The organism is Muribaculum sp. NM65_B17, assembly GCF_004793735.1.
In the GTDB taxonomy this organism is placed as follows: Bacteria; Bacteroidota; Bacteroidia; order Bacteroidales; family Muribaculaceae; genus Muribaculum; species Muribaculum gordoncarteri.
The window spans coordinates 125655-147493 of record NZ_SRYY01000006.1; the positions used below are offsets into that span (position 1 = coordinate 125655).

General features: G+C 50.7%; 20 protein-coding genes, 1 other RNA gene and 1 pseudogene. 7 read left to right on the plus strand and 15 right to left on the minus strand.

Annotated elements, in window-relative coordinates:
- Positions 1–29 precede the first annotated feature (29 nt).
- From E5354_RS10470 to E5354_RS10480, 3 genes and pseudogenes are all read left to right on the plus strand, one after another.
- On the plus strand, positions 30–1328 hold the full coding sequence (locus E5354_RS10470; protein ID WP_135947445.1) for a hypothetical protein: 1299 nt from the start codon (positions 30–32) through the stop codon (positions 1326–1328).
- Positions 1329–1377: 49 nt separating this feature from the next.
- An RNA gene (rnpB, locus tag E5354_RS10475) (RNase P RNA component class A) lies at positions 1378–1786 on the plus strand.
- A 62-nt stretch (positions 1787–1848) separates the two neighbouring features.
- Positions 1849–2628, plus strand: a pseudogene (locus E5354_RS10480) (alpha/beta hydrolase); the annotation flags it as partial.
- 16 nt (positions 2629–2644) lie between these two features.
- Here the strand turns inward: E5354_RS10480 and E5354_RS10485 are convergent.
- Positions 2645–3208: an NUDIX hydrolase gene (locus tag E5354_RS10485; protein WP_135947446.1), complete on the minus strand. Its 564-nt coding sequence runs from the start codon at positions 3206–3208 to the stop codon at positions 2645–2647.
- A gap of 137 nt (positions 3209–3345) precedes the next feature.
- Between E5354_RS10485 and E5354_RS10490 the strand changes: the two genes are divergently transcribed.
- Both E5354_RS10490 and E5354_RS10495 read left to right on the plus strand, forming a co-directional pair.
- Positions 3346–3726, plus strand: a complete 381-nt coding sequence (locus E5354_RS10490) for an START-like domain-containing protein (RefSeq protein ID WP_123396068.1) — start codon at positions 3346–3348, stop codon at positions 3724–3726.
- Positions 3727–4001: 275 nt separating this feature from the next.
- Positions 4002–4277, plus strand: coding sequence for a GlsB/YeaQ/YmgE family stress response membrane protein (locus E5354_RS10495; protein WP_123396067.1), 276 nt, complete (start codon positions 4002–4004; stop codon positions 4275–4277).
- 104 nt (positions 4278–4381) lie between these two features.
- Here the strand turns inward: E5354_RS10495 and rplS are convergent, their stop codons facing one another.
- From rplS to E5354_RS10565, 14 genes are all read right to left on the minus strand, one after another.
- Positions 4382–4732, minus strand: a complete 351-nt coding sequence (rplS, locus tag E5354_RS10500; RefSeq protein ID WP_123396066.1) for a 50S ribosomal protein L19 — start codon at positions 4730–4732, stop codon at positions 4382–4384.
- Between the two features lie 151 nt (positions 4733–4883).
- Positions 4884–6002, minus strand: a complete 1119-nt coding sequence (locus tag E5354_RS10505) for a universal stress protein (RefSeq protein WP_123396065.1) — start codon at positions 6000–6002, stop codon at positions 4884–4886.
- Between the two features lie 55 nt (positions 6003–6057).
- Positions 6058–6324, minus strand: coding sequence for a DNA-binding protein (locus E5354_RS10510; RefSeq protein WP_123396064.1), 267 nt, complete (start codon positions 6322–6324; stop codon positions 6058–6060).
- 186 nt (positions 6325–6510) lie between these two features.
- Positions 6511–7290: a tetratricopeptide repeat protein gene (locus tag E5354_RS10515; protein WP_123396063.1), complete on the minus strand. Its 780-nt coding sequence runs from the start codon at positions 7288–7290 to the stop codon at positions 6511–6513.
- A 37-nt stretch (positions 7291–7327) separates the two neighbouring features.
- Entirely contained in the window at positions 7328–9139 is a 1812-nt protein-coding gene (locus E5354_RS10520; protein ID WP_135947447.1) for a BatD family protein, read from the minus strand.
- Positions 9140–9191: 52 nt separating this feature from the next.
- On the minus strand, positions 9192–10004 hold the full coding sequence (locus E5354_RS10525; RefSeq protein ID WP_168353885.1) for a tetratricopeptide repeat protein: 813 nt from the start codon (positions 10002–10004) through the stop codon (positions 9192–9194).
- Positions 10005–10018: 14 nt separating this feature from the next.
- On the minus strand, positions 10019–11050 hold the full coding sequence (locus E5354_RS10530; RefSeq protein ID WP_135947449.1) for a vWA domain-containing protein: 1032 nt from the start codon (positions 11048–11050) through the stop codon (positions 10019–10021).
- Between the two features lie 31 nt (positions 11051–11081).
- Complete coding sequence (locus E5354_RS10535; RefSeq protein WP_123396059.1) at positions 11082–12068, minus strand: vWA domain-containing protein; 987 nt, start codon at positions 12066–12068, stop codon at positions 11082–11084.
- Positions 12068–13081 carry a cell wall anchor protein gene (locus tag E5354_RS10540; RefSeq protein ID WP_135947450.1) on the minus strand — a complete coding sequence of 338 codons (1014 nt, stop codon included), beginning with the start codon at positions 13079–13081 and terminating at the stop codon, positions 12068–12070. Before E5354_RS10540 ends, E5354_RS10535 begins: the two co-directional genes overlap by 1 nt.
- Before the next feature lie 61 nt (positions 13082–13142).
- Positions 13143–14018 (minus strand): DUF58 domain-containing protein, encoded by an 876-nt coding sequence (locus E5354_RS10545; RefSeq protein ID WP_123396057.1) that lies wholly within the window; start codon positions 14016–14018, stop codon positions 13143–13145.
- Between the two features lie 16 nt (positions 14019–14034).
- Positions 14035–15030: an AAA family ATPase gene (locus tag E5354_RS10550; protein ID WP_135947451.1), complete on the minus strand. Its 996-nt coding sequence runs from the start codon at positions 15028–15030 to the stop codon at positions 14035–14037.
- A 175-nt stretch (positions 15031–15205) separates the two neighbouring features.
- A complete protein-coding gene (locus E5354_RS10555) occupies positions 15206–16306 on the minus strand; it encodes an HU family DNA-binding protein (protein ID WP_135947452.1) in 1101 nt (366 codons plus the stop codon).
- Positions 16303–16581, minus strand: a complete 279-nt coding sequence (locus E5354_RS10560) for an HU family DNA-binding protein (protein WP_135947453.1) — start codon at positions 16579–16581, stop codon at positions 16303–16305. The genes E5354_RS10555 and E5354_RS10560 overlap by 4 nt, the downstream gene beginning before the upstream one ends.
- Before the next feature lie 148 nt (positions 16582–16729).
- Positions 16730–18742: a M13 family metallopeptidase gene (locus E5354_RS10565; RefSeq protein ID WP_135947454.1), complete on the minus strand. Its 2013-nt coding sequence runs from the start codon at positions 18740–18742 to the stop codon at positions 16730–16732.
- Between the two features lie 179 nt (positions 18743–18921).
- Between E5354_RS10565 and E5354_RS10570 the strand changes: the two genes are divergently transcribed.
- Positions 18922–19596, plus strand: a complete 675-nt coding sequence (locus E5354_RS10570; protein WP_135947455.1) for an SGNH/GDSL hydrolase family protein — start codon at positions 18922–18924, stop codon at positions 19594–19596.
- A gap of 74 nt (positions 19597–19670) precedes the next feature.
- Positions 19671–21752, plus strand: a complete 2082-nt coding sequence (locus E5354_RS10575; protein ID WP_135947456.1) for a TonB-dependent receptor plug domain-containing protein — start codon at positions 19671–19673, stop codon at positions 21750–21752.
- Positions 21753–21839 lie beyond the last annotated feature (87 nt).

Genomic DNA, 21839 nt, shown 5'->3' on the forward strand with positions numbered 1-21839 from the left:
TCGGGTGAGTCCCTAAAATAATACGCTTTATGAATATTAGATTATTGTTAGTTTCATTGTTGTGTTCGCTTTCGTTGTCGATGATGGCTATAAGCCCTTCGGAGAAGCAGGTAAAAGAGTTGCAGAAAAGTCACCGTATAATAACTTTCGGCGACGGACTTGAAGCAGATTCTGTGACTAAATTGGATATGATCAATCAGTTTTATTATGATCAATTTAGAAACTTCCAGGACCCTCAGGCTCCATATTTCATGCTTATGAGCAAGGATGCGCAGCTTGCCATGGGTATGGGCGGCTTGGTGAGAATGAGAGGATGGTATGATTGGGGCGGAGCGTTGAACAACAGCGGTTTTGCTCCCTATGACATATCGATACCCACCAATCCTGCGCGTGACCGCTGGCTTGGAAGCACTCCTTCGGGAACGGCATTCTTTGTGAGAGTCATAGGACACGACAAGAAATACGGCAATTATCAGTTATATATCGAGGCCAATTTCAACGGATATAGTTCGCGTGACTTCCACCTGAAGAAGGCCTACGTTCAGTATAATGACTGGACGCTCGGTTATGCCAACTCGTCGTTCAGCGACCCGTCGGCACAGCCGCCTACAGTTGATGCACAGGGCCCCAACTCCGAGATAAGCGACACCAACGTGTTGTTGCGCTGGATGCGTACGTTCAAGACCAATTGGGTTGTGGCCGCCTCAATTGAGAGTCCCGACGCCCAGGTTGATGCCGACGGTACCACAACATCGACACGAAGCAACTATCTGCCTAATTTTGCAGCATTCGGTCAGTATGAATGGGGTGCGGGTCAGCACATAAGACTTTCGGGAATCATACGCGGACTTCCTTACCGTGACCTCGTAAACGGCACAAACCACACTGTAGTGGGCTGGGGCGCACACGTAAGCTCCATCTTCAGGGTGGTGGATCCGTTGACCGTATACGCATCGTTCAATGCAGGCAAGGGCTATCAGAGCCTTACCAACGACCTGCAGATGACGCCGCTCGACTTAATTGACGACCCCGACACGAAGGGCAAGATGTATGCTCCGTTCAGCCTTGGATGGTATGGCGCACTACAGTATCATTTCCGTCCCAATCTATTCTCGACGATCATGTTCAGCGAGATGCGCTTCCTTCCGAAGCAGGAGATGGCCGACATGACCTATAAATACGGATTGTATGCAACGGCCAATGTGTTCTGGAACCCAACACCACGCGTGCAGTTTGGCGCAGAGGTGAATCTGGGCAAGCGCCAAAACAACGACGGACAGCACCGCTGGGCACGCCGCGCATGCCTGATGGCCCAGTTCTCGTTCTGATTTATTTTGCAATGTGTGGAAATTAGCGTAACTTTGTCACACTACAAGCCGAGCGGGACGGTCGGTCGCTTGTCGACTACGAGAGCGACAAGAGGAAAGTCCGGGCAACATAGAGCACCATAGTTCTTAACGGGAACCTATCGGTGACGGTAGAGTAGCGTGACAGAAAATAACCGCCGCCGCCTGTTACGGATTGCAATATATCCGCAGCATGCGGCGGTAAGGGTGAAAAGGCGAGGCAAGAGCTCACCGGGACCGGCAGTGATGTCGGTCGCCGCACGCCTTATGGGTTGCAAGGTCAAGTATACCGGCATTTAAGGGTTGCTCGCCCATTGCCGGGGGGTAGACTGCTCAAGCCGCGTGGCGACATGCGGATTAGATAAATGACCGACCATGCAGGCGGCGAGAACATCGAGTCAACTGCATGACATAACCCGGCTTATAGCCCCGCTCGGCTTTTTTATTTTCATTTTAGAAAGATTTGTTGTAGATTTGTGGGGTAACCAATCAGCATTCAATTATGAAAATCAATCGATTATTCATTGCCGCAGCTTTGGCTGTGGCATCGCAGCTCAGCACTGAGGCTGCTGAAGTAAAAACAATTGAAACGCCCCGCATGAAAGTATATCTTCCTGATGCCGACAAGGCTACGGGACGAGCTGTTCTTGCCTGCCCGGGCGGTGCCTACATCATGCTTTCAAACAGCCATGAAGGACACAAGTGGGCTCCGTTTTTCAACGATCTCGGCATAGCATACGCTGTGGTCGACTACAATCTGCCTAAAGGTAATCACAAAATTCCCGTAGGCGAGGCTCAGGCCGCCATGAAGGTGCTGCGTGACAGCGCCGAGGTGTGGCACCTTAATCCTAAGGACATAGGCATCATGGGCTCGTCGGCCGGAGGTCATCTTGCCTCGACTGTGGCTACTCACTACGATGCTTCGACGCGCCCCGACTTCCAGATTCTGTTCTATCCCGTAATTACGATGGATAAGTCGTACACCCACATGGGAAGTCATGACAATCTTCTCGGAGAGAATGCTTCGCCCGAGCTTGAGGTGGAGTTTTCTAATGAAAAGCAGGTAACGCCCGACACTCCGCGCGCATTCATTGCGTTCAGCGACGATGACAATGTGGTGTCGCCGCTGAACGGCACAAGCTACTACAACAGCCTGCACAAGGCCGGAGTGCCCGCTGTGCTTCACATTTATCCTTCGGGAGGTCACGGCTGGGGTTGCCTTGACATGTTCCGCTATCACAAAGAGATGGTAGCCGACCTCACATCGTGGCTGAGCAGCTTCTGATGTAACGCATAGTTCACTCATCATGGCTCCGCATCGTGGCGAAGTAACGCCACAGCGGGGCCGCCATGAGTGCCTGCTTCATCTCGTCGTTCAGGAGAAGCGAGTAGACCTCGTCGGGTGTCATGAGCACCACCTCGATGTCCTCGGTGCGGTCGAGATGCCTTGCTCCGGAATATGTCACGCCTTGTGCTATGAAGCAGTGGGTGAGATTGTCGGTTGTGCTGGGATTGCCCGATATTGTCATTAACTGTGTCCATGTGCCGCCTACGTAGCCGGTTTCTTCTTCGAGCTCCCTTCGTGCCGCTTGTTCGGGTGTTTCTCCTTCTTCCATCACTCCGGCGCAAAGTTCAATGCATGTTTCGCCCAGTCCGTGACGGTACTGTCGTTCCATAACAAATTGCCCGTCGTCGGTAATAGCTATCACGTTTACCCAGTCGGGATACTCAAGCACATAAAATTCGGGATTTATGGCTCCTGTGGGCAGGAGTACTTTATCGCGGCGCACGGTGAGCCAGGGGCGTCGCATCAGGTGCTCGCTTTCGAGCACTTTCCATTTTTTCGGGTCTTCGGTTTCCATATATAAGGTGAACGCACATGGTGACGTAGTTATTTTTAGGGAGTGTCGAATTTTTTTAGTGAAATGTTTTTGGGAGTTCATGAAATTGTGCTTATTTCGCACATTACTTTGTCAACTCGCTATTGCTAATACCGAAGATGGATAAATCGAAATTCCAACTTGAATTTGAAATGAAAAGCGTGCCGGTGGCACTGCTTTGGAACTATATATCGTCAATCAACGGATTGACGGAATGGTTTGCCGACGAGGTGTCGATTTCGGGTAAAACCTATACTTTTTCATGGGACGGACAATCTCAGACCGCTCAATTGCTGAGCATGCGCACCGAAGTGTCGATACGTTTCCGATGGAGCGACGACAACTCGCGCTGCTATTTTGAGATGAAGATTTCAGTTAATGAGCTTACTGATGAAACGATATTGACCGTCACCGACTTTGCCTCGGAGGATGAAATGGATGATGCGAAGGAATTGTGGACGGCTCAGGTCGATACCCTGCGAAGGGCTCTCGGCTGTTGAGTGAGTCACTATCCGTGCTCTTGTCGCCCTATTGGCGAACCGGCTCTAAAACTATTGTAGCCGGAGATTGTTATATTGTATATTGATATAATTAATCAACTGTTTATTTTCAAGAATCATGAAAAGGGAAAGACAAGAGAAGGTAAGCCTTTGGATTAAAGTGGGAGTGACCGTGCTTATAGCGTTGTTGCTTCTGTGGCTTACGATTTTTGAGTACTGGAACTCATAAATCGACAGGGCTTAAAATTTAATGTTTAATTAAAATTATAGAAATTATGGGAGCGACACTTTGGATTGTATGGGCGATTATAGGAGTAATCGGCGGATACATGGCCGGAAAGCTTCTTCACACTGCTCACAGCGTTGTACTCGATGTGTGTGTGGGTGTGTGCGGCGCACTGCTTGGCGGATGGCTGCTGGTGGTGTTCTTGGGCAATAACGAGAATATGCAGGTGTTTTCGCTCGTGACTTCAGCGGTTGCGTGTGCGATATTGCTGTGGGCTCTGTCATTGATTCTGCCCGGCAAGCCCGATGACGATGATGACGACTAAGTTGTAGGCTGACATTTACATGATAAAAACGACGAGTCCCGCCTGCTTGTGCATTGGCGGGACTCGTTGTGTAATTTGTATACCGTAATAATCGGCAGGCGTCATTACTTAACGCGACGTTCCTTGATACGGGCCTTCTTACCGGTGAGTTTACGGAGATAGTAAAGCTTGGCGCGACGAACCTTACCATACTTGTTTACGGTGATTGAGTCGATGAAGGGTGACTCGATGGGGAAGATGCGCTCAACACCGATATTGTCGCTCATCTTGCGAACTGTGAAGCGCTTCTTTTCGCCTTCGCCTGAGATGCGGATAACCACACCGCGATATTGCTGGATACGTTCCTTGTTACCCTCCTTGATGCGGTAAGCGACTGTGATGGTGTCGCCGGGACCGAAGTCGGGGTGCTGCTTGCCTGTTGCAAATGCCTCTTCAGCAATCTTGATTAAGTCCATTTTCGTTCTGATTGAATTTAAAAATGTTAATAATTACGCAATATAGCAAGCTGCATGTCTTGCCAGAGATTACGAAAAGCGGTGCAAAGTTATGGAAAATTACTGAAATAGACAAATCAAGCGTTGATAATTTGTCATTTATTCGACGGATTTATACGGGAATCACCATCATGGGGATGTCGGAATGGAACAGCAGCCTGTGGGCGAGCGACGGATTGAACAGGCGCGCAAAGATGTTTTTCTTTTTGTTGGGTACAGCAATGAGGTCGACGGGCTGTCGCTGCTGGATTGCGTTGAAGTCCTCGACGATTGAGCTGAGCGATAGGTCGGCCACGGTAAATGTGAATCTCGGATAGTGTGACTCGCAGTATCCTTTCAATGCATCGGCAGCCTGTCGGCCGCTCTTGGAGTGCTTCTTGTCAGGAACGTTGATCATTGTTACGTTGAAGTGCTCGTCGGAGAAGAACCGGTATATGGCATCGAGCGCCAGGATGTCTTCCTGGTCGAGGTTGCTGAACAGTACTACGTGCTTGATGTCGTCGGCTTTGCTGAGATTGACCGATTCGGGCACTGTGAGCACCGGAAACCGGCATGAGTCGAGCACTTCGGCTGTTACGCTGCCTATGAGTTCTTTCTCTTTTTTGCCTTTTCCGCGAGTGCCCATCACAATTAGCTGGGGCTTGTTTTCTTTTGCGTATTCGGTTATCGCCTCTTCGGGAACGCCTTCGGTGATTTCAGAAGTTATCTTTACTGGCGGAATTTCGTTGAGCTTCATGCGGTTTCGCAGCTTGCGGATGAAGTCGTCCATTAGGCGTCGGGCTTCGGCATCGAGTGTGCGCCGCATTTCCGACTCGGCTATGTCGTAACTTAGAGAGTCGCTCAGCTGGATGTTGCCCGACAGATAGGGATCGAGATAGGTGTTGAGGAGCGTGATGTGGGTTTTGTGTCGGCTTGCGAGATGAAGGGCTATGTCGCAGGCTTTTACGGAATAATCACTGAAGTCGATGGGCACAAGAATCATGGGATTCACGGCTCCATCGACTTCAGTTGATTTTAACGATCCGAAAATATCGGTGTTTTCAATGATTCTCAAAGCAAGAGGGAGGTCGCTTTCATGGATGCGCACTCTAACTCCGCTTGACACTGCCGGATGATTAAGATTGACATTCTGCAACACGGCATTTACACCTTCGCTTTCAAGGAGATTCTTGAGTGCGACAGCATGATCGTAGGTGTGTATTGCTACGGTAATCAATCGATCGTCGGGCATTTCAGGATAGTTGAATTGTGATATTTTCAGTTAAATGTGTTGATAAGTCCAAGACTTAAGCATCCTTAGCGGCCTGTTGCTCTTCAAGAATGGCAATGGCCATGTCGTAAATTGTAGTGTCGTCAAGCACCACGATACCTCCGTGAGGGCCCGGCTCAATGTGAACGCCACAATTCTGACCAAACTCGTAGTTGCTGCCTCCGAAGTAGTTGCGAACTGTCTGCACGGTGCAGTTGAGCTGATCGGCGATTTTGTGCATTGAACCATCGGGCAAACTGTCCTTGATGCGGCGGAGGTCGTTGAATGAAATAGTTTTAGTCATGATACTTATAAGTTTTAGAAAGTTAATAATTCAGTTATTTGATGTCGTTAAAATTAGCCTTTTCGTATCAAAAAAGCAAATTTTGTGAGCATAAAGTTATGTGTTATAAAACATATAGTATCAATTTGTACGCGACATCTTCAGCTACTTGCCGATATTGCAATGAGTTGATGCTGCGACGGTCTTTCAGATGCGCTCTACGGCTGAAGCGCGTACCCATGCTCGATTGTTGTTGTCGACCTTGACATCATACCACCGAGTAGTCACAGAGTCGATGCGCGTGGTGACGGAGTCGAGGATTTCGAGCTTTGTGCCTTCGTGGAGCAGCATTGCCTCTTCGCTGCGGTCCTTGGGTGTGCGCGGCGAAGTGCTGAGCAGGGTAGAGGGCTCAATGATTATCGCTTCGTTGTGGGAAGTGGAGTAGCGTGTGGCGATGGATGCCATTATGTTGGCCAGTACACATGCCCCGAGCAGCAGGATGCCGCCGAAGAACCCGGTCTTGCGCAAGCGCACGTTAGATGAAAATACGTAAAGAGCTATAGCACCGAGCAGCAGGACAAAGGAGCCGATGGCAATCAGCGACCAGGTGTTGGCCGGGGTCTTGCAGGCAAATCCGTTTACGGTGTTGGAGATGAACATTCCGCGGTCGCCGGGTTCGTCGGTTATCTTTGAGTTTACGAAAGCGAGATTGGTGCGTGCGTCCTTGTTGGATGGGTCGAGTCGAAGCGCGCGCTCGTAGTTCAGAATGGCGAGTCCGAGCTTGCCCTGGCGGTAGTAGGCGTTGCCAAGGTTGTAGAAGAGATTGCTTGAGGTGCCTTCATTGGCGGCAATCTCTTCGTAGAGCTTCGCGGCTTTGATGAAGTCGTCGTTCATGTAGGCAGAGTCGGCTTCCTGAGTCAGCGAAGATGCCGAAATCATGTTGAACACGGCTGTTAACAGAATTAGAGTCGATATGATGCGTTTCATTTCGTTTCTTTTTCGTGGATGTGAATGAGTGATTTAGTTATTGACGCTTGGCGCGCTTTATACCTTCCATGGCGTTCATGGCCGAGGATGCCTGATTGAACAGTTCCTCAATCTGCTCGTCGCTCTTTGCGGGGGAGTAGCGTGCCATTTCACACTCGTCGATTATGTTGATGAAGGAGTCGGTGAGATTCTGCGGTGCGCCGTACTCGGTGAGTTCGCGGTCGATGTTGTCGCGCGTGAGCTGCGATGCCTGCAGACCGAGCTTGTCGCTCAGATAGCCCCATATAGCACGGAGCATCTCCTCGTAGAACTTGTCGTTGTCATGAGCCGACATGAATCCCTTGGCAATCTTGAGTCGCTTTTTGGCGACTTTGTTGGCGTTGGCGAGCCGACGGCCCTGAATGTCGGCGTTGAGCTTAACCTTCTTGCTGTAAATCCATATTATTGCCACGAGGATGAGGGCGAGCACTATATAGGCAGGCCAGTACCATGCCGACGAGTAGAAGTAACGGTGTACCTTCGCGGGGTGCAGGTCGCCCATCTTTATGTGGAGGATGTCGGTGTTTTTGCTTGATATGCTTTGCTTGTTGACATCGGCGGCGGCCGATACGGCAGCTCCACGTGCCACCTTTATATCATAGGTGGGCGTAGTGAGCGTGACATATTTGCGGCTTTCGGGATTGAAGTAGACAAACTTGTCGGCGCCTATGTGGAAATCGCCCACGCTTTGAGGCACGAATGTGTAGTCGATTTTCATCGTTCCGCTGACCGATGAACCGTTGACCTGGGCCGTTATTTCGTTTTGCGGGGTGTATTGCTCAAATTCGGTGGGGAAGTCGATTACCGGCTCCTTAATGTATTTTATGTTGCCAGTACCGGTGATGGTGTATATGAGCGATGCCGCTTCGTTGGTCTTGAACGATGATGTGCTCAGGCGGCTGTCGATGGAGAATATACCCACGGCACCGGTGAATCCTTCGGGCTGAGGCGAGGGCAGGGGATCGATGTTGATTGAGGCGGAGTTGGAGCTTACCTTTATCTCTTTCTCCACAGGTCGCGAGCCACCCCAGAATCCTGAGAAACGCTCGTGTTGCACTACCGTCACATCATATTTCCCCGAGTTGATGGTGAGCTTGCCCGACTTCTGGGGGAAGATGATGCACTGCTTCAACACGGCGGTCATGTAGTTTTGACCATTGTAATGTTCTACCTCGTTAAGCTGAGGCTGGAGGTTTACCTCCTCGATGAGGAATCCGTCAAACGACGGCTGGGTGGTGGGCAGGAACGAGCTTATGCTGTACTTAGTATAGAGTTTTATCGTGCAAAGGATAGCCTCCTGCTCGTAGGCTCGTGAACGGTTCAGGATAATGCGCACAAACACATCGTTGGCCGACACGGATCGGTCGGATGTCTGGCTGCTTATGTCGTCTACCCTCACGCCTTGATTGGAGCCTTGGGCTGCTTGGTCGGGAGGAAGTACCTTGAACGTGGCGGGCTTGGTGGTGTAGGTCTTTCCGTCAACCGTTATTCGGGCTTCGCCAATTGTATAGGTGCCGGGATTGTCGGCGCGATAGGTGAATGAATAGTCGACTGTTACCGAAGAGGTCGATTTGCCGTTGACCCACTGATAGTTTTGCATTGTGGATGTCGAGGGACCGAAGACGAGGGTACAGCCTTTTATCTCGGGTGCTTTAAGTCCCGAGCCTTGTCCGTCCTTCAGCCTGAAGGTGACATTGAACTTGTTGCCTGCGATAACCGTGCGCGGCGGAATGACCGTGAACGATGTTTCGGCCGATGCCGACGCGGCGACGCCGAGCAATAATGTTAATATCAACAATATTCGTTTCATATTCACTCTATTCGTTTTATTCTGTCAAGTTGCACAATCGATTAGGGAGCGGTTACCACTGGTTGCCGGTGCGGCGACGTGATGACTCTTCCTCTTTCTTTTTCAGTTCCTGAACCTTTCGACGGGTGGCATTCTCCTCGTTTTCCATTGTCTTGAGGATTTTAGCCGCATTGGCGTCGCTTATGCCGCCCTGCTGCTGTTGAGGCGGTTGCTGATCCTTGGGCTTTTCGTTTTTCTCTTTGTCGCCCTGCTGGTCCTGATCCTTATTGTCTTGATTCTGGTCCTGATTTTGCTGTTGGTCCTGATTCTGTTGATTTTGTTGCTGGTCCTGATTTTGATCCTGGTCCTTCTTGTCCTGATTCTGATCCTGATTTTGCTGCTCCTGTCGCTTCAGCTGGGCGAGGCGCAGGTTTTCACGGGCCTTGTCGTTGTCGGGATTCTTGCGTAACGCCCCCTTATACATGTTTATAGCCTGGTCATACTGCTGCTGGTTGAATGCCATGTTGCCGAGATTGTAGAAGGCGTTTTCGACAATCTGCATGTCACGGCTGCTTTGGGTCAGTCCCTGCAGAAGCTGTTGCGCCTCGGCCATGGGGTTGTTGCCCGAGTTGGGGTCGGCGGTTCCCGACTGTCGGATGAGCGATGCCGCGAGATTGTACATGGCAATGTCGCTCATGGCATTTTCCTCAAGAGCCTTTCGATAGGCCACTTCGGCGTCGGCATATCGCTTTTCTTTGTAAAGGGAGTTGCCCTCGCGTATGTAGTTGCGCTCCTTGCGTGTTGAGTTGTCGTCATCGGCGGCATAAGCGGTAAAGGCCGATGTCGATGCGGCAAGCAGGAGCAATAGGGATAGAATTCGATTCATCGTCAGCATTGTTTTTATTTGCTAAAGAAGTTGATTTTTTTCAGCCAGCCCACTTTTCGGTCAAGCATGAATATGTCAAGAATCAGGAATGCAAGCGCAATCCATGCAAATACGGGGAATTGCTCGGCGCTTGCCGTGTAGTTGATTTTCTCGAGGCTGCTGGTGGCGAGAGTCTTGAGCTGCTCGTCGACATCGTTGACTACTGTCGACGCGGCTCCCGACACGTATATGCCGTCGCCTTCCTCGGCTATTTTGCGGGCCATCGTTTCATCAAGACGGGTTGTCACGGGGTTACCCGAGTCGTCCTTCAGATATTGACCGTTACGGCCTATGGGTATAAGTGCGCCCTTTGTCGAGCCGAGTCCTATCACATCGACCTGAATGCCGCGCTTGGCTGCTTCCTGGGTCGCTGCGAGCGGATCGTCCTCGAAGTTCTCGCCGTCGGTTATCACGATTATGGCACGCTGCATATCCTCATCGGGAGTAAACGAGTTCATAGCCATCTGTATTGCAGCGCCTATGGCTGTTCCCTGGGTGGGGACCATTTCGGTGGAGATGCTGTTGAGGAACATCTTGGCCGACACGAAGTCGCTCGTTATGGGTAGCTGGGTGTAGGCGTCGCCCGCAAACACAATCAGGCCCACCTTGTCGTTGTCGAGCTTGTCGATGAGCTTTTCAAGCACGAGTTTGGCTCGCTGAAGTCGCGACACGCCGCGCGGATCGTCGGTCGATGAAGCGAGCATCGAGTTGGATACATCGAGGCATATCATCACCTCTATGCCTTGTACTTCGCTCACCTCCTCCTTGGCACCGGCACGTGGACGCGCCAGCACGATAACAAGTGCGGCTATTGCTATAAGCTGAAGAACCAGCTTAATCCCGGGCTTGTAGCGTGAAGCGTCGGGCATGAGCGGCGTCAGGGTTGCAATGCGGCCGTAGCGCATGAGCTTGCGTCGCCGTGCAATCCTCGCAATGATGTATAGCCCTGCAACAACGGGAAGCAGGAACAGAAGATATAGAAGGTGTGGATTAGCGAAACTGAACATTGTTTTGGCTATATATTATTATAGTAAATTGTCATGGAATTGTGCGCAACACGGTGTGACGCAGCAGGATTTCCAGCAGGAACAGTCCGATGGCGAGCCATGCCCACATCATGTAGTTGTCCTCGGTGTGGGAGAAGTGGCGTACATCCATTTGGGTCTTTTCGAGTTGGTCGATTTCAGCGAAGATGTCCTTCAGCACGTTGTTGCCTGTAGCGCGGAAATATTTTCCGCCGGTGGTTGAGGCGATTGTGCGTAGGGTGTTTTCGTCGATAACGACCGGCATGTTTACGTAGTCGATGCCGCCGAAGTAGTTTTGCTGCGGCATAGGAGCGGTGCCGTTGCGACCCACACCTATGGTGTAGACCTTTATGCCGTATTTCTTGGCAATCTCGGCAGCCGTTACGGGTGCCACGTTACCGGTGTTGTTGGTTCCGTCGGTGATGAGTATGATACTCTTCGACTTAGCCTTTCCGTCCTTGATGCGGTTTATCGATGTGGCGAGTCCGTCGCCTATTGCGGTTCCGTCCTCAAGCATTCCCATTTTTATGTCGTGGATGTAGTTGGCAAGCACCGATCGGTCGGTGGTCATGGGCACGGCAGTGAAGCTCTCGCCGGCAAAAATAACCACGCCTATGTTGTCGCTTTCGCGTCCGGCGACAAACTTGGCCGCCACATCCTTGGCCGCCTCGAAGCGGTCGGGCTTGAAGTCACGGGCGAGCATCGAGGTCGATATGTCGAGGGCTATGATGATGTCAGTACCTTCGGTCGACGATGTGCGCCAGCTGTCGCGAGTCTGGGGTCGTGCAAGCACTATGATGACGCATGATATCGCCGCGAGCCGCAACAGAAACAGTCCGTGCAGCATGTACTCCTTTATTGAACGCGGCAACTTGTTGTAGGGCGTTGTCGTGGATATTTCGAGTGCGGGATAGGCGTTACGATATTTCCACACGTACCATGCAATCAACGGTACGAGCAGAAGAAACAACCAGAGATATTCAGGATGAGCGAGTTGCATTATTTCTTGTCTTTAGGTTGTGAAGTTTCGTCGGTCGGCTTGTCGTCGTCGGTTTCTGATGACTCTTCGGCCGAGGGTTCTACCGGTTTAGTATCCTCGACAAACTGCACGGCCATGTTGAGGGTCTTGACATTGTCGTCGGGGAGCGGACGCACCTTGGCAAACTTTACAAAGTCGGCCATTTCAAGAATCTGCTTCATGAGCTGTGTAGTAGGCTTGGTGTCGTCGCGGTGACGCAGGGAGTTGAGAATCTGTGTGGAAGTCATCTCCATTGCGTTTATGCCGAAACGCTTGTCAAGGTAAACACGAAGAATCTCGGTAAGGCGGGTGTAGTACTCTTTTTCCTGTCCGCGCTCGCAGAGTTTCTCCTCCTTAAGCTTGTTGAGCTGCTGCATAGCCATTTCGTAGGGCGGCACGGGTTTCTTCTTGGGAAGCACGGCTGCTATTACTTTCTTCTTGAAGAAGAGGAAGTAGGCTGCTACGGCTATGCCTATTGCAAGGACTATTGCATATATCCACCAATAGTCGGTTATGAAGTCGGGCAGATAGTCCCAGATGCGAGTGTGTGGCGCTATCGTTCCGGCGTAGTCATGGACTGTGGTCATGGTGTCGACCGGGACGGGGAGTACCTTGAGAGCGAGGTCGTTGGACGCGAATGTGTCGCCGTCGGCCACGTAGACAAACGGAGGCAGTGTATAGAGCCCCGAGTCAAATGACTGGATTATGATTTCACGCACAATCTCTTCGCGGTTGGAGCCTATGTCGGTAGTGTCGCTGCGGAGGAGGCCAATTATTTCGACTTCGCGGGTGAGCGTGTCGCCGTTGTTGGTTATGAAGTAACCCTGAGTGCCTTTGTCCTGCACAAGATTCACTTTCAAGAGCGTTTGCTTGCCCATTATCAGGTAGGTTGAGTCAAGCGACGCCTTTACGCTGACAGGAGCCGCCGCGTGGGCTGTGGCGCACGACAGTAGCAGTGCTGTCAGTAATAAGTGAATGCGATTGATAACTTTCATATTCTGCGATATTGAATTGTAGGTTGGTTGTGGAGTGTTGCCGTGAAGGCGGCGGTTGATGTCATCTCACGCCGCGTTTCTGGAACAGGCCCATGAGCGATTTAACAAAATCCTCGTCGGTGGCAATAGAGGTGTAGTCGACGCGGCATCGATTGAAGCGGTCAATCATCTGCTGCTGACGCTCATACCACCACCGGTTGAATGCCTGCCGCACTTTACCCGATGAGGTGTTGACCCATCGGTCGCGTCCGGTTTCGAGGTCGATGACTCGCATGAATCCCACATCGGGCAACTGAGCGTCACGCTTGTCATAGACCTGTATGGCCGTGACATCGTGTTTGTTGTTGGCGATAGATAGCGCCTTGTAGTAGTCGTGTGAGTCGATGAAGTCGGAGATTATGAACGTTGTGCAGCGTTTCTTCAGCGCATCGGTCATGTAGCGAAGCACCTCGGCCAGGTCGGTGCCGCGTTGCTCGGGAGTGAAGTCAAGCAGTTCGCGGATTATGAACAGGATGTGGCGTCGACCCTTTTTCGGGGGAATGAATTTCTCGATTTTGTCGGAGAAGAATATCACGCCTATCTTGTCATTGTTCTGTATAGCCGAGAAGGCCAGCGTCGCGGCTATTTCGGCTATCATTTCTCGCTTGTCCTCGCCCATGGCACCGAAGTTGCGGCTACCCGACACATCGATAAGAAGCATCACGGTGAGCTCGCGCTCTTCCTCGAAGACCTTGACATAGGGATGGTTGTGACGGGCGGTCACGTTCCAGTCGATGTCGCGGATGTCGTCGCCGTACTGATATTCGCGCACTTCGCTGAACATCATGCCGCGACCCTTGAACGCCGAGTGGTACTCACCGGCGAATATGTTCTGCGACAGACCCTTGGTCTTGATCTCGATTTTTCTTACTTTCTTAAGAAGCTCGTTGGCATCCATAAGCGTGACTTTCTACTTAGGGTACTTCTACCTTGTCAAGGATTTCTGAAATTATTTCATCGGCGGTGATGGTGTTGGCTTCGGCCTCGTAGGTAAGTCCGATACGGTGACGGAGCACATCATGGGCCACTGCTCTTACATCCTCGGGCACAACGTAACCGCGTCCGCGGAGGAATGCGTAGCTGCGTGCGGCGCGTGCAAGGCTGATTGACGCACGGGGCGATGCACCGAAGGCGATGATTGTCGTGAGGTCGTTGAGGTTGTAGTCGGCCGGGAAACGGGTTGCGAATACGATGTCGACGATGTAACGCTCGATTTTCTCATCGATGTATATCTTCTCTACGACGCGCTGGGCCTCGAGAATCTCTTCGGGCTTAAGAAGCGGGCGTATCTCCTTCTTTTCGTTTGTGATGTTCTGGCGTATGATGACTTTCTCCTCTTCCTTGGAGGGATAGCCTATGACAACCTTCAAGAGGAAACGGTCGACCTGTGCCTCGGGCAGGGGATAGGTACCTTCCTGCTCGATGGGGTTCTGGGTGGCCATTACGAGGAAGGGCTCGTCGAGGGGGAATGTGCTGTCGCCTATTGTCACCTGACGCTCCTGCATGGCTTCAAGCAGTGCGCTCTGTACCTTGGCCGGCGCACGGTTGATTTCATCGGCGAGTACGAAGTTGGCGAATATGGGACCACGCTTCACCTGGAACTGTTCACTCTTGACGCTGTAGACCATAGTACCGATTACATCGGCCGGCAACAGGTCGGGAGTGAACTGGATGCGGCTGTATTTGGCATCGATGATTTGTGCCAAAGTCTTTATTGCTAATGTTTTTGCCAGACCGGGCACGCCTTCGAGCAGTACGTGGCCATTGGAAAGCAAAGCTATGAGCAGTGAGTCGATGAGATGCTTTTGACCGACAATTGTCTGGTCCATTCCTCGCTGAATGAGGGTGATGAAATCGCTCTTTGCGGCAACGAGGTCGTTGAGCTCTCTAATGTTTACCGTGTCACTCATAATTCCTTTTTTGAGTAATAACTGTTTTTTATTTAATATTTATGTTAATTCGCTTTTTGTTTACGCTTGGGCATAATTCCCCCGTGAGTGCAAATTTATATATTCCAACAACTTTATAGTTAAGACCGATTGTTAAAATTAGCTATATATCCTTTATCTTGTTAAAAGATTAAGATTATTTGTCAAAACGGGAGTAAATTTCACCGATTTTGGATGAAGCTTTCTTAACGCTCTCGGGATCGTTAACATCTATGCCGTATTTTTCGGCGGGCGGAATGACGACCACTGTGCCCGGGCGTATTTTGTCGGGGTGACGGAGTTTCGGGGCATTTTCTTCATAGATGTAGACCCAGAAACGATGGTCGCCGTAGTATTTTCGCGCCATGGTGGTGAGGAATCGTGTCACCGTTATGGTGTCGGTTATTACTTCGGGCACAACGACGGCCGGCTCGACTACAGCTGCTGAATCGACAGTCACGGCCGACAGGCTGTCGACATTGACGATAACGGAGTCGAGGGCCTTGTAGGGATCGATTATTGTATCTGATGCTTGCGGCTCGTATTGCATCGATGCGGCCCAAGGATAGTATTGCCAGCGATAACCTGCGTAGTATCCTGCCACAAGACCTATGGCCAAGCCGATGATTAGCGCAAACCATGGATTGAACCGCTGTTGTGGGGCGTACTCTTCCTGATAGTCGGGCGTTTCGTCGGCTTCAGGAGCATCGGCGGGTTGATCGTCGGCGGTTGAATCGTCTTGTTGCTGAGCGTCATCTACAGTCAATGGCTCTTCTTGCTCTTGAGGCTCTTCGGCAGATTCTTCAGCGGAAGCTTCGGGCGACTCTTTGTCGTCGCTTGTATCACAGGTAACTTGATTGTCGTCGGGTTCGGGGATGGGTAGAGCCTCGTTGTCGTCGGCTTTAATCTCCGAAACAGCTGCCGGTTCATCCTCTTTTTTGTCAGTGTCAGCTGACGGCGGTGTCGACAGCACCTCTTCGGTCACGCCGTCGTTCAGCTCTACCGGCTCGAAAAAGGCGAAGGGCTGGTTTACCGCTTCAGCAAGCTCGGGAGCGGGTTGCCAGAGTATCGGATTCTCGGGCGACATTCCTAACGTGAAGGCTCCTAGTCCCTTTATGCTGACGCTTCGTCCTTGCGAAAGCTCGGATGATATGTAGTCAAACAGCTGACGGATGAATGTTTCGGCTGTGGATTGGCTGCTGCCGGTGGCTTGTGCCAATGCAGCGGCGAGTTGCGGGAATGTGATTGTGAGATTCATCGGTCGGAAATTTTACGGCGTAACAAGGCGCTTGACTTGAACTGTACGGTTATTTCAGGAGGCAGCAAGAGCCGCTTTCCGGTCGATAGGTCGTTTTGGATTCGTTCGTCCTCCTTGATTGGCTCGAAAGTGCCGAATCCGGGTATGGCTATGGAGTCCATTGCGCTAAGCTTTTCGCGCATTATGGCGGTTATTCCGTCGAGAAGAGCCGCGATGTCCTTTGCATCACGCCCCATGCTCTTGGAAAGTTCGTTAACAACAGCGTTATTATCCATTCTCTAAAATTTTCTACAAATTTAAGAAATTTCCCCACATTGCAATAATCATTCGTTCCTATTCCTTATTTATATGGATGAAACGAGATACGCCGCGGGATTGTTCTCGCGGCGTATCGTGATATCAGCGTTACATTATAATCGGTCGTTACCAGATGATGACTCGTTGGTCGACCGGCATGTACATTTTGTCGCCTTCTTTGATGTTGAATGCCTTGAAGAACGGCTCGATGTTACGCAGGCTGCCGTTGACGCGCCAGCGGCCGAGCGAGTGGGGATCGGTCTTGGTGCGCAGCAGTATCTCCTCATCGCGGATGTTGCCGGCCCATACGTTGGCGTAGGAGAGGTAGAATCGTTGGTCGGGCGTGAAGCCGTCGATTACTTCGCCCTTGCTGTTGCCGAGTGAGTTGTGATAGGCGGTGTAGGCCACTCGCAATCCTCCCTGGTCGGCTATGTTCTCGCCGAGCGTGAAGCGGCCGTTGGCGTGAGTGTCGCCGAGGACGATGATGCGGTTGAACTGCTCGGCAAGTCCGTCGGTGAGTTCGTTGAAGCGTTTGCGGTCGTTTTCGGTCCACCAGTTCGACAGGTTTCCGTCCTTGTCAAACTGACTGCCCTGGTCGTCAAATCCATGCGTCATCTCATGTCCTATTACTACGCCTATCGCGCCGTAGTTTTCGGCCGGGTCGGCGTCGGGGTTGAAGTAGGGAGCCTGAAGTATTCCGGCGGGGAAGCATATCTCATTTGTCGTCGGGTTATAATAGGCGTTGACCGTCTGAGGTGTCATGAACCATCGGTCGCGGTCGACGGGTTTGCCCCAGTCCGAGAGGTTGTAGGCCTGTTCATGCTTTATTGCTCCTTTTATGTTGTCCCAGTAGGATTTGCGTCGGTCGATGTCAAGTTTGCTGTAGTCACGCCACTTGTCGGGGTAGCCTATCTTCACGGAGAATGCGTCGAGCTTCTCCCTTGCGCGGGCCTTGGTGGTGTCGCTCATCCAAGTGAGTGCGTCGATGTGCTGTCGCAGTGCTGTCTTAAGGTTGGCAACAAGGTCGAGCATCTTGCCCTTGGATGTCGGCGGGAAATATTTTTCGACATAGAGCTGACCTACGGCCTCTCCGAGAAGAGAATTGGGGACGCTTACTGCGCGTTTCCATCGGGGTAGCGGCTCCTGAACACCCGACACGGCCTTGGATAGCAGGAAGTCGGCTGTCACGAAGTCATCGCTCAGGTAGGGGGCGGCCGAAGCTATGTAACCTGCCGTGAAGTAGTCATGCAGTTCCTGCTCGGTGGCGTTGGCCAGGATGCTGTCGACAGCGGCAAGTGATTTGGGTTGTCCTATGATTACCGAATTGATGTCGTTGATGCCCTGCTTGGCGAAGTAACGCTTCAGGTCGACATTGGGATAACGCTCGGCAAGCTCCTGCATGGTCATGGGGTTGTAGGATGCCGCAGGGTTGCGCAGCTCTTCGCGTGACATGGCCGCTTCGGCGAGTGCGGTTTCGATTTTCATCACGTTGTCGGCTACTCGTTGTTGTGCGGCTTCGTCATAGCCTACAAGACGGGTGAGCGTCATCACATATTTACGATAGGCGTCACGTAGGTCACGTGCGTTTTCGCTATCTTCAAGATAGTAGTCACGGTCGCCGAGTCCGAGTCCGCCTTGCGACCAATACATGGCATTGGCGTTGGAGTCCATCATGTCGGCTTCCACTCCGGTGGCGAAGAACGCCGATATTCCGGGCATTACGGCTATCAGGTCGATAAGGTCGGCTTTGGGTGTCTGATTTATGGCTACAACATCGCCCATTATGGGTTGCGCTCCGTCGAGGTTCAGCTTAATGCTGTCGAGCCCCAGCGCATAGAGGTCGCCTATCTTTTGTGTCATTGAGCCTTGGGGGGCATTCTTTGTGTCGAGGCCGGTTATGAGGTCACGCACCTGTGTGCGGTTGTTCTCACGGAGTTGGTCGAATGTGCCGTAACGTGAAAATTCGGGCTTGAGCGGATTGGCTTTCATCCATCCGCCGCAGGCATACTCGTAAAAGTCCTCTTGTGGCGTCACCGACGGGTCGAGATTGTTACGGTCGACGCCTTTGGGTTGTTCTGCATTCATGATTATCGTTGATGTAAAAGCGATAGAAAGAACTGCATACTTGATTTTGCTCATGATTTAGTGCTTGAATTATATAATTTGGTATAAAGTTCTTGTCTATGTATATGGTGCAAAAGTACAAAACTTTATCGAGCCGACAAAGCTTGTGAGGTCAAGTAACAAATTAAGGGGTAAATAATAGGGCGGCATATTAAAAAGTTTTTTAACTTTAGGGCGTAAATATAGAAATCAATATGAATACCTTGATTAAAGCTATTGCAGCCTTAGCGGCTGTCATTTCGTTAAATGTTTCAGCATTTGCGGCCGATGACGATTTTTCGGGAAAGACAATGTGTGTGTTCGGCGACAGTTATGTGGCCAATCATCTGCGCCCCTACACCGAGGCCTGGCATTCAAAGGTGGCCGAGCGAATGGGCATGAAATACATCAATTTCGGACGAAACGGCAGCTCGATAGCTTTTGACCGCAGCAAGGAGGGCTTTGGCCGGGAGATGACCGAGCGTTACAAGGAATTGCCCGACAGCATCGACATACTGCTTGTGATCGCCGGACATAACGATGCCGACTGGGTGGCCAAGTACGGCGGCTGGGACAAGTTTACCAAGAGCCTCGACACGTTGTGTCGTAGCCTTAAGGAGCGTTACCCCGATACCGCCATCGGTTTTGTGACACCGTGGAATGTCGATCGTCCCTATTTCAAGGAGGTAATCGAGGAGATAATCTCGACTTGCGGTCGTTACGGTATTCCTGTGCTCGACGCAGCTCACACAAGTGGCATTGATGTCAACAATCCCGAGTTCCGTGCCAAATACTTTCAAGGCGGCGGTGTCAACGACACGGCCCATCTGAATGCGGCCGGACATGATCTGCTTCTCGACTATGGCGAGAAGTTTATACGCTCGCTCTAAATCGTATTTGTCTTTGTAACATAATCGGGTGGACAGGGGTCTAAAAGGTAATCATTCAAAAATGGATTACCAAAATGAGATTCTTGTTCACTTCATTAATTACATTATTAGGAGGCACTGTGGCGATTGCTCACAATGAAGTGCCCGATTCGATTGCAGCCCATGAGCTTGACGAGATAGTTGTTCAGGCTCCAAGGATTATACGAAAGGCCGACATGGATGTGTTTTATCCATCGCAAACGGCTGTGGAATATTCTAAAAACGGCATGCAGATGCTCCGTAATCTAATGATTCCAACACTTAACGTGGATGACTTTTCCGGCACAGTCAAGTCATCGGGGCAAAGTGTGCAGTTGCGTATTAACGGTCGAGTAGCCACGACTGAACAAGTCCAATCACTATTGCCTGAAACAATCAAGAGAGTTGAGTGGATTGATAACCCGGGATTGCGTTACAATGGAGCTAACGCGGTGGTGAATTTCATTGTCGCAAATCCCGATGCCGGAGGTGCGTTTATGTTGTCGGGAGATCAGGCGCTGAACTGTGCATGGGCTCCATGGTATGCATCGCTTAAATTCAACGACGGCAAGTCGCAATGGGGGCTAAGCATGAATTATAAGCTGACAAATAAAATAGGTTGTACACGTGAATACTATGAAACATTCATCTATCCCGACGGACAATCGCTTACCCGTAAGGAAACCCCTGTGGGCGGATATATGGATGAGAACAGAGGGAACCTTCAGCTGGACTATAGTTACATCAATCCTGACACTACCGTGGTGTGGGTGGCATTAAGTGGATTTAAACAGTGGTCGATAGCTTCATTATTTGACGGAGTGATGTCACTTAACAACGGTTTTAGCGACATTCGACTTCGGGATTATAACGGAGTCAAGGGGTTTACACCAAGTTTTTCGGCATATCTGGAGCAGCACTTCAGTCACAATCAGGTTATAGCCGTTGATTTTAATGCGTCACTATATAACGGCCGGACTCTCCATGACTATACCGAAAAAGTTAAAGATAGCGGTGATGACATCACAAATGTGAGCACATCCATAAGGGATTGTAACCAAGCCTACGGCATAGAGGCCGATTACATTAAAAAGTGGAGCGGCTCACGATTAACGGCAGGAGCTTCTTATAGGGCCAACCGTAACAAATCAACTTATGAGAATTTTTCAGGAGAAGTATTTCATCAACGACAGGACAGGTTTTACTTCTTTGGCGAATACTTCCGTAGAATGAACAATGTCACGGTGACGGCAGGCATCGGCGCACAATATACATCATTCAAATTTGTGGAAACCGATGAGGGGTGCGATTCATGGGGCTTGCGACCGCAGTTGGCCTTGACCTACAGCCGGACACAGCGGTCACAATTCAAGCTTAATTTTGCAACATGGCAATCGGCTCCATCATTGGCTGAAACCAATATAGTACCGCAGCAGATAGACGGTTTCCAATGGCGAATCGGCAATCCCGACCTTAAGACTTCCTCGTCCTATCGACTTACATTGAGTTACAACTATAATATACCGCGCTTAACGGGATCAATAGGAGTAATGGCGTTCACAAGCCCCGATGCAATAGCACCATACATAGAATGGCGAGGGGATAAGCTCGTTACTTCCTATGAAAACAGTGCCGGATTGCAGAATATAGCATTCTATATATCTCCTCAGATTGATGTTATACCCGATTGGTTTTTTGTAAACGGCACATTGCAATACCGAGCCGAAAGGATGAGAGGAACCGGTTACAAGCATTACAACCATTGCTGGTCGGGCGATGTCACGGCTATGCTAAGGCATTGGAACTTCGCGTTACTTGTGCAATATCGAAAGGATCAGGTGAGCCTTTGGGGTGAGTCGCTTACATGGGGTGAAACCTTTTCAGTGCTGCAGTTGAACTACAACTACAAGCAATGGGCGATAGGAGCCGGTGTGTTCTGTCCATTCACCAAGTATGACAAGGGAAGCCGGTCTATAAGTCGATATAACATCAATGAATCACGTACACGCACCGATATATGTCCGATGCCATTCATTGAGATTAGTTATAATATTCAATGGGGAAGGCAGAAGCGCGGAGCAAGCAAGCTCGTCAATGCCGACGCCGAGGTTGACCGATCCACCGCCAAAGGACGATGAACGGGCGCTTAAAAAAATCAAATATTTTTGTAACAAAAAATCAGTTTTAGGGTCTATTGATTGTAAGCCCCGATAAACGGGGCGATT

Bases quoted from the DNA above. Each gene is read 5' to 3' on its own strand.
- E5354_RS10490 (WP_123396068.1), top strand. From the start codon at position 3,346: ATGGATAAATCGAAATTCCAACTTGAATTTGAAATGAAAAGCGTGCCG.
- E5354_RS10550 (WP_135947451.1), bottom strand. From the start codon at position 15,030: ATGAGTGACACGGTAAACATTAGAGAGCTCAACGACCTCGTTGCCGCA.
- E5354_RS10570 (WP_135947455.1), top strand. From the start codon at position 18,922: ATGAATACCTTGATTAAAGCTATTGCAGCCTTAGCGGCTGTCATTTCG.
- E5354_RS10575 (WP_135947456.1), top strand. From the start codon at position 19,671: ATGAGATTCTTGTTCACTTCATTAATTACATTATTAGGAGGCACTGTG.
- E5354_RS10560 (WP_135947453.1), bottom strand. From the start codon at position 16,581: ATGGATAATAACGCTGTTGTTAACGAACTTTCCAAGAGCATGGGGCGT.
- E5354_RS10485 (WP_135947446.1), bottom strand. From the start codon at position 3,208: ATGGAAACCGAAGACCCGAAAAAATGGAAAGTGCTCGAAAGCGAGCAC.
- E5354_RS10565 (WP_135947454.1), bottom strand. From the start codon at position 18,742: ATGAGCAAAATCAAGTATGCAGTTCTTTCTATCGCTTTTACATCAACG.
- E5354_RS10470 (WP_135947445.1), top strand. From the start codon at position 30: ATGAATATTAGATTATTGTTAGTTTCATTGTTGTGTTCGCTTTCGTTG.
- E5354_RS10520 (WP_135947447.1), bottom strand. From the start codon at position 9,139: ATGAAACGAATATTGTTGATATTAACATTATTGCTCGGCGTCGCCGCG.
- E5354_RS10545 (WP_123396057.1), bottom strand. From the start codon at position 14,018: ATGGATGCCAACGAGCTTCTTAAGAAAGTAAGAAAAATCGAGATCAAG.
- E5354_RS10555 (WP_135947452.1), bottom strand. From the start codon at position 16,306: ATGAATCTCACAATCACATTCCCGCAACTCGCCGCTGCATTGGCACAA.
- E5354_RS10530 (WP_135947449.1), bottom strand. From the start codon at position 11,050: ATGTTCAGTTTCGCTAATCCACACCTTCTATATCTTCTGTTCCTGCTT.
- E5354_RS10510 (WP_123396064.1), bottom strand. From the start codon at position 6,324: ATGACTAAAACTATTTCATTCAACGACCTCCGCCGCATCAAGGACAGT.
- E5354_RS10505 (WP_123396065.1), bottom strand. From the start codon at position 6,002: ATGCCCGACGATCGATTGATTACCGTAGCAATACACACCTACGATCAT.
- E5354_RS10540 (WP_135947450.1), bottom strand. From the start codon at position 13,081: ATGAAAGTTATCAATCGCATTCACTTATTACTGACAGCACTGCTACTG.
- E5354_RS10525 (WP_168353885.1), bottom strand. From the start codon at position 10,004: ATGAATCGAATTCTATCCCTATTGCTCCTGCTTGCCGCATCGACATCG.
- E5354_RS10515 (WP_123396063.1), bottom strand. From the start codon at position 7,290: ATGAAACGCATCATATCGACTCTAATTCTGTTAACAGCCGTGTTCAAC.
- E5354_RS10495 (WP_123396067.1), top strand. From the start codon at position 4,002: ATGGGAGCGACACTTTGGATTGTATGGGCGATTATAGGAGTAATCGGC.
- rplS (WP_123396066.1), bottom strand. From the start codon at position 4,732: ATGGACTTAATCAAGATTGCTGAAGAGGCATTTGCAACAGGCAAGCAG.
- E5354_RS10535 (WP_123396059.1), bottom strand. From the start codon at position 12,068: ATGCAACTCGCTCATCCTGAATATCTCTGGTTGTTTCTTCTGCTCGTA.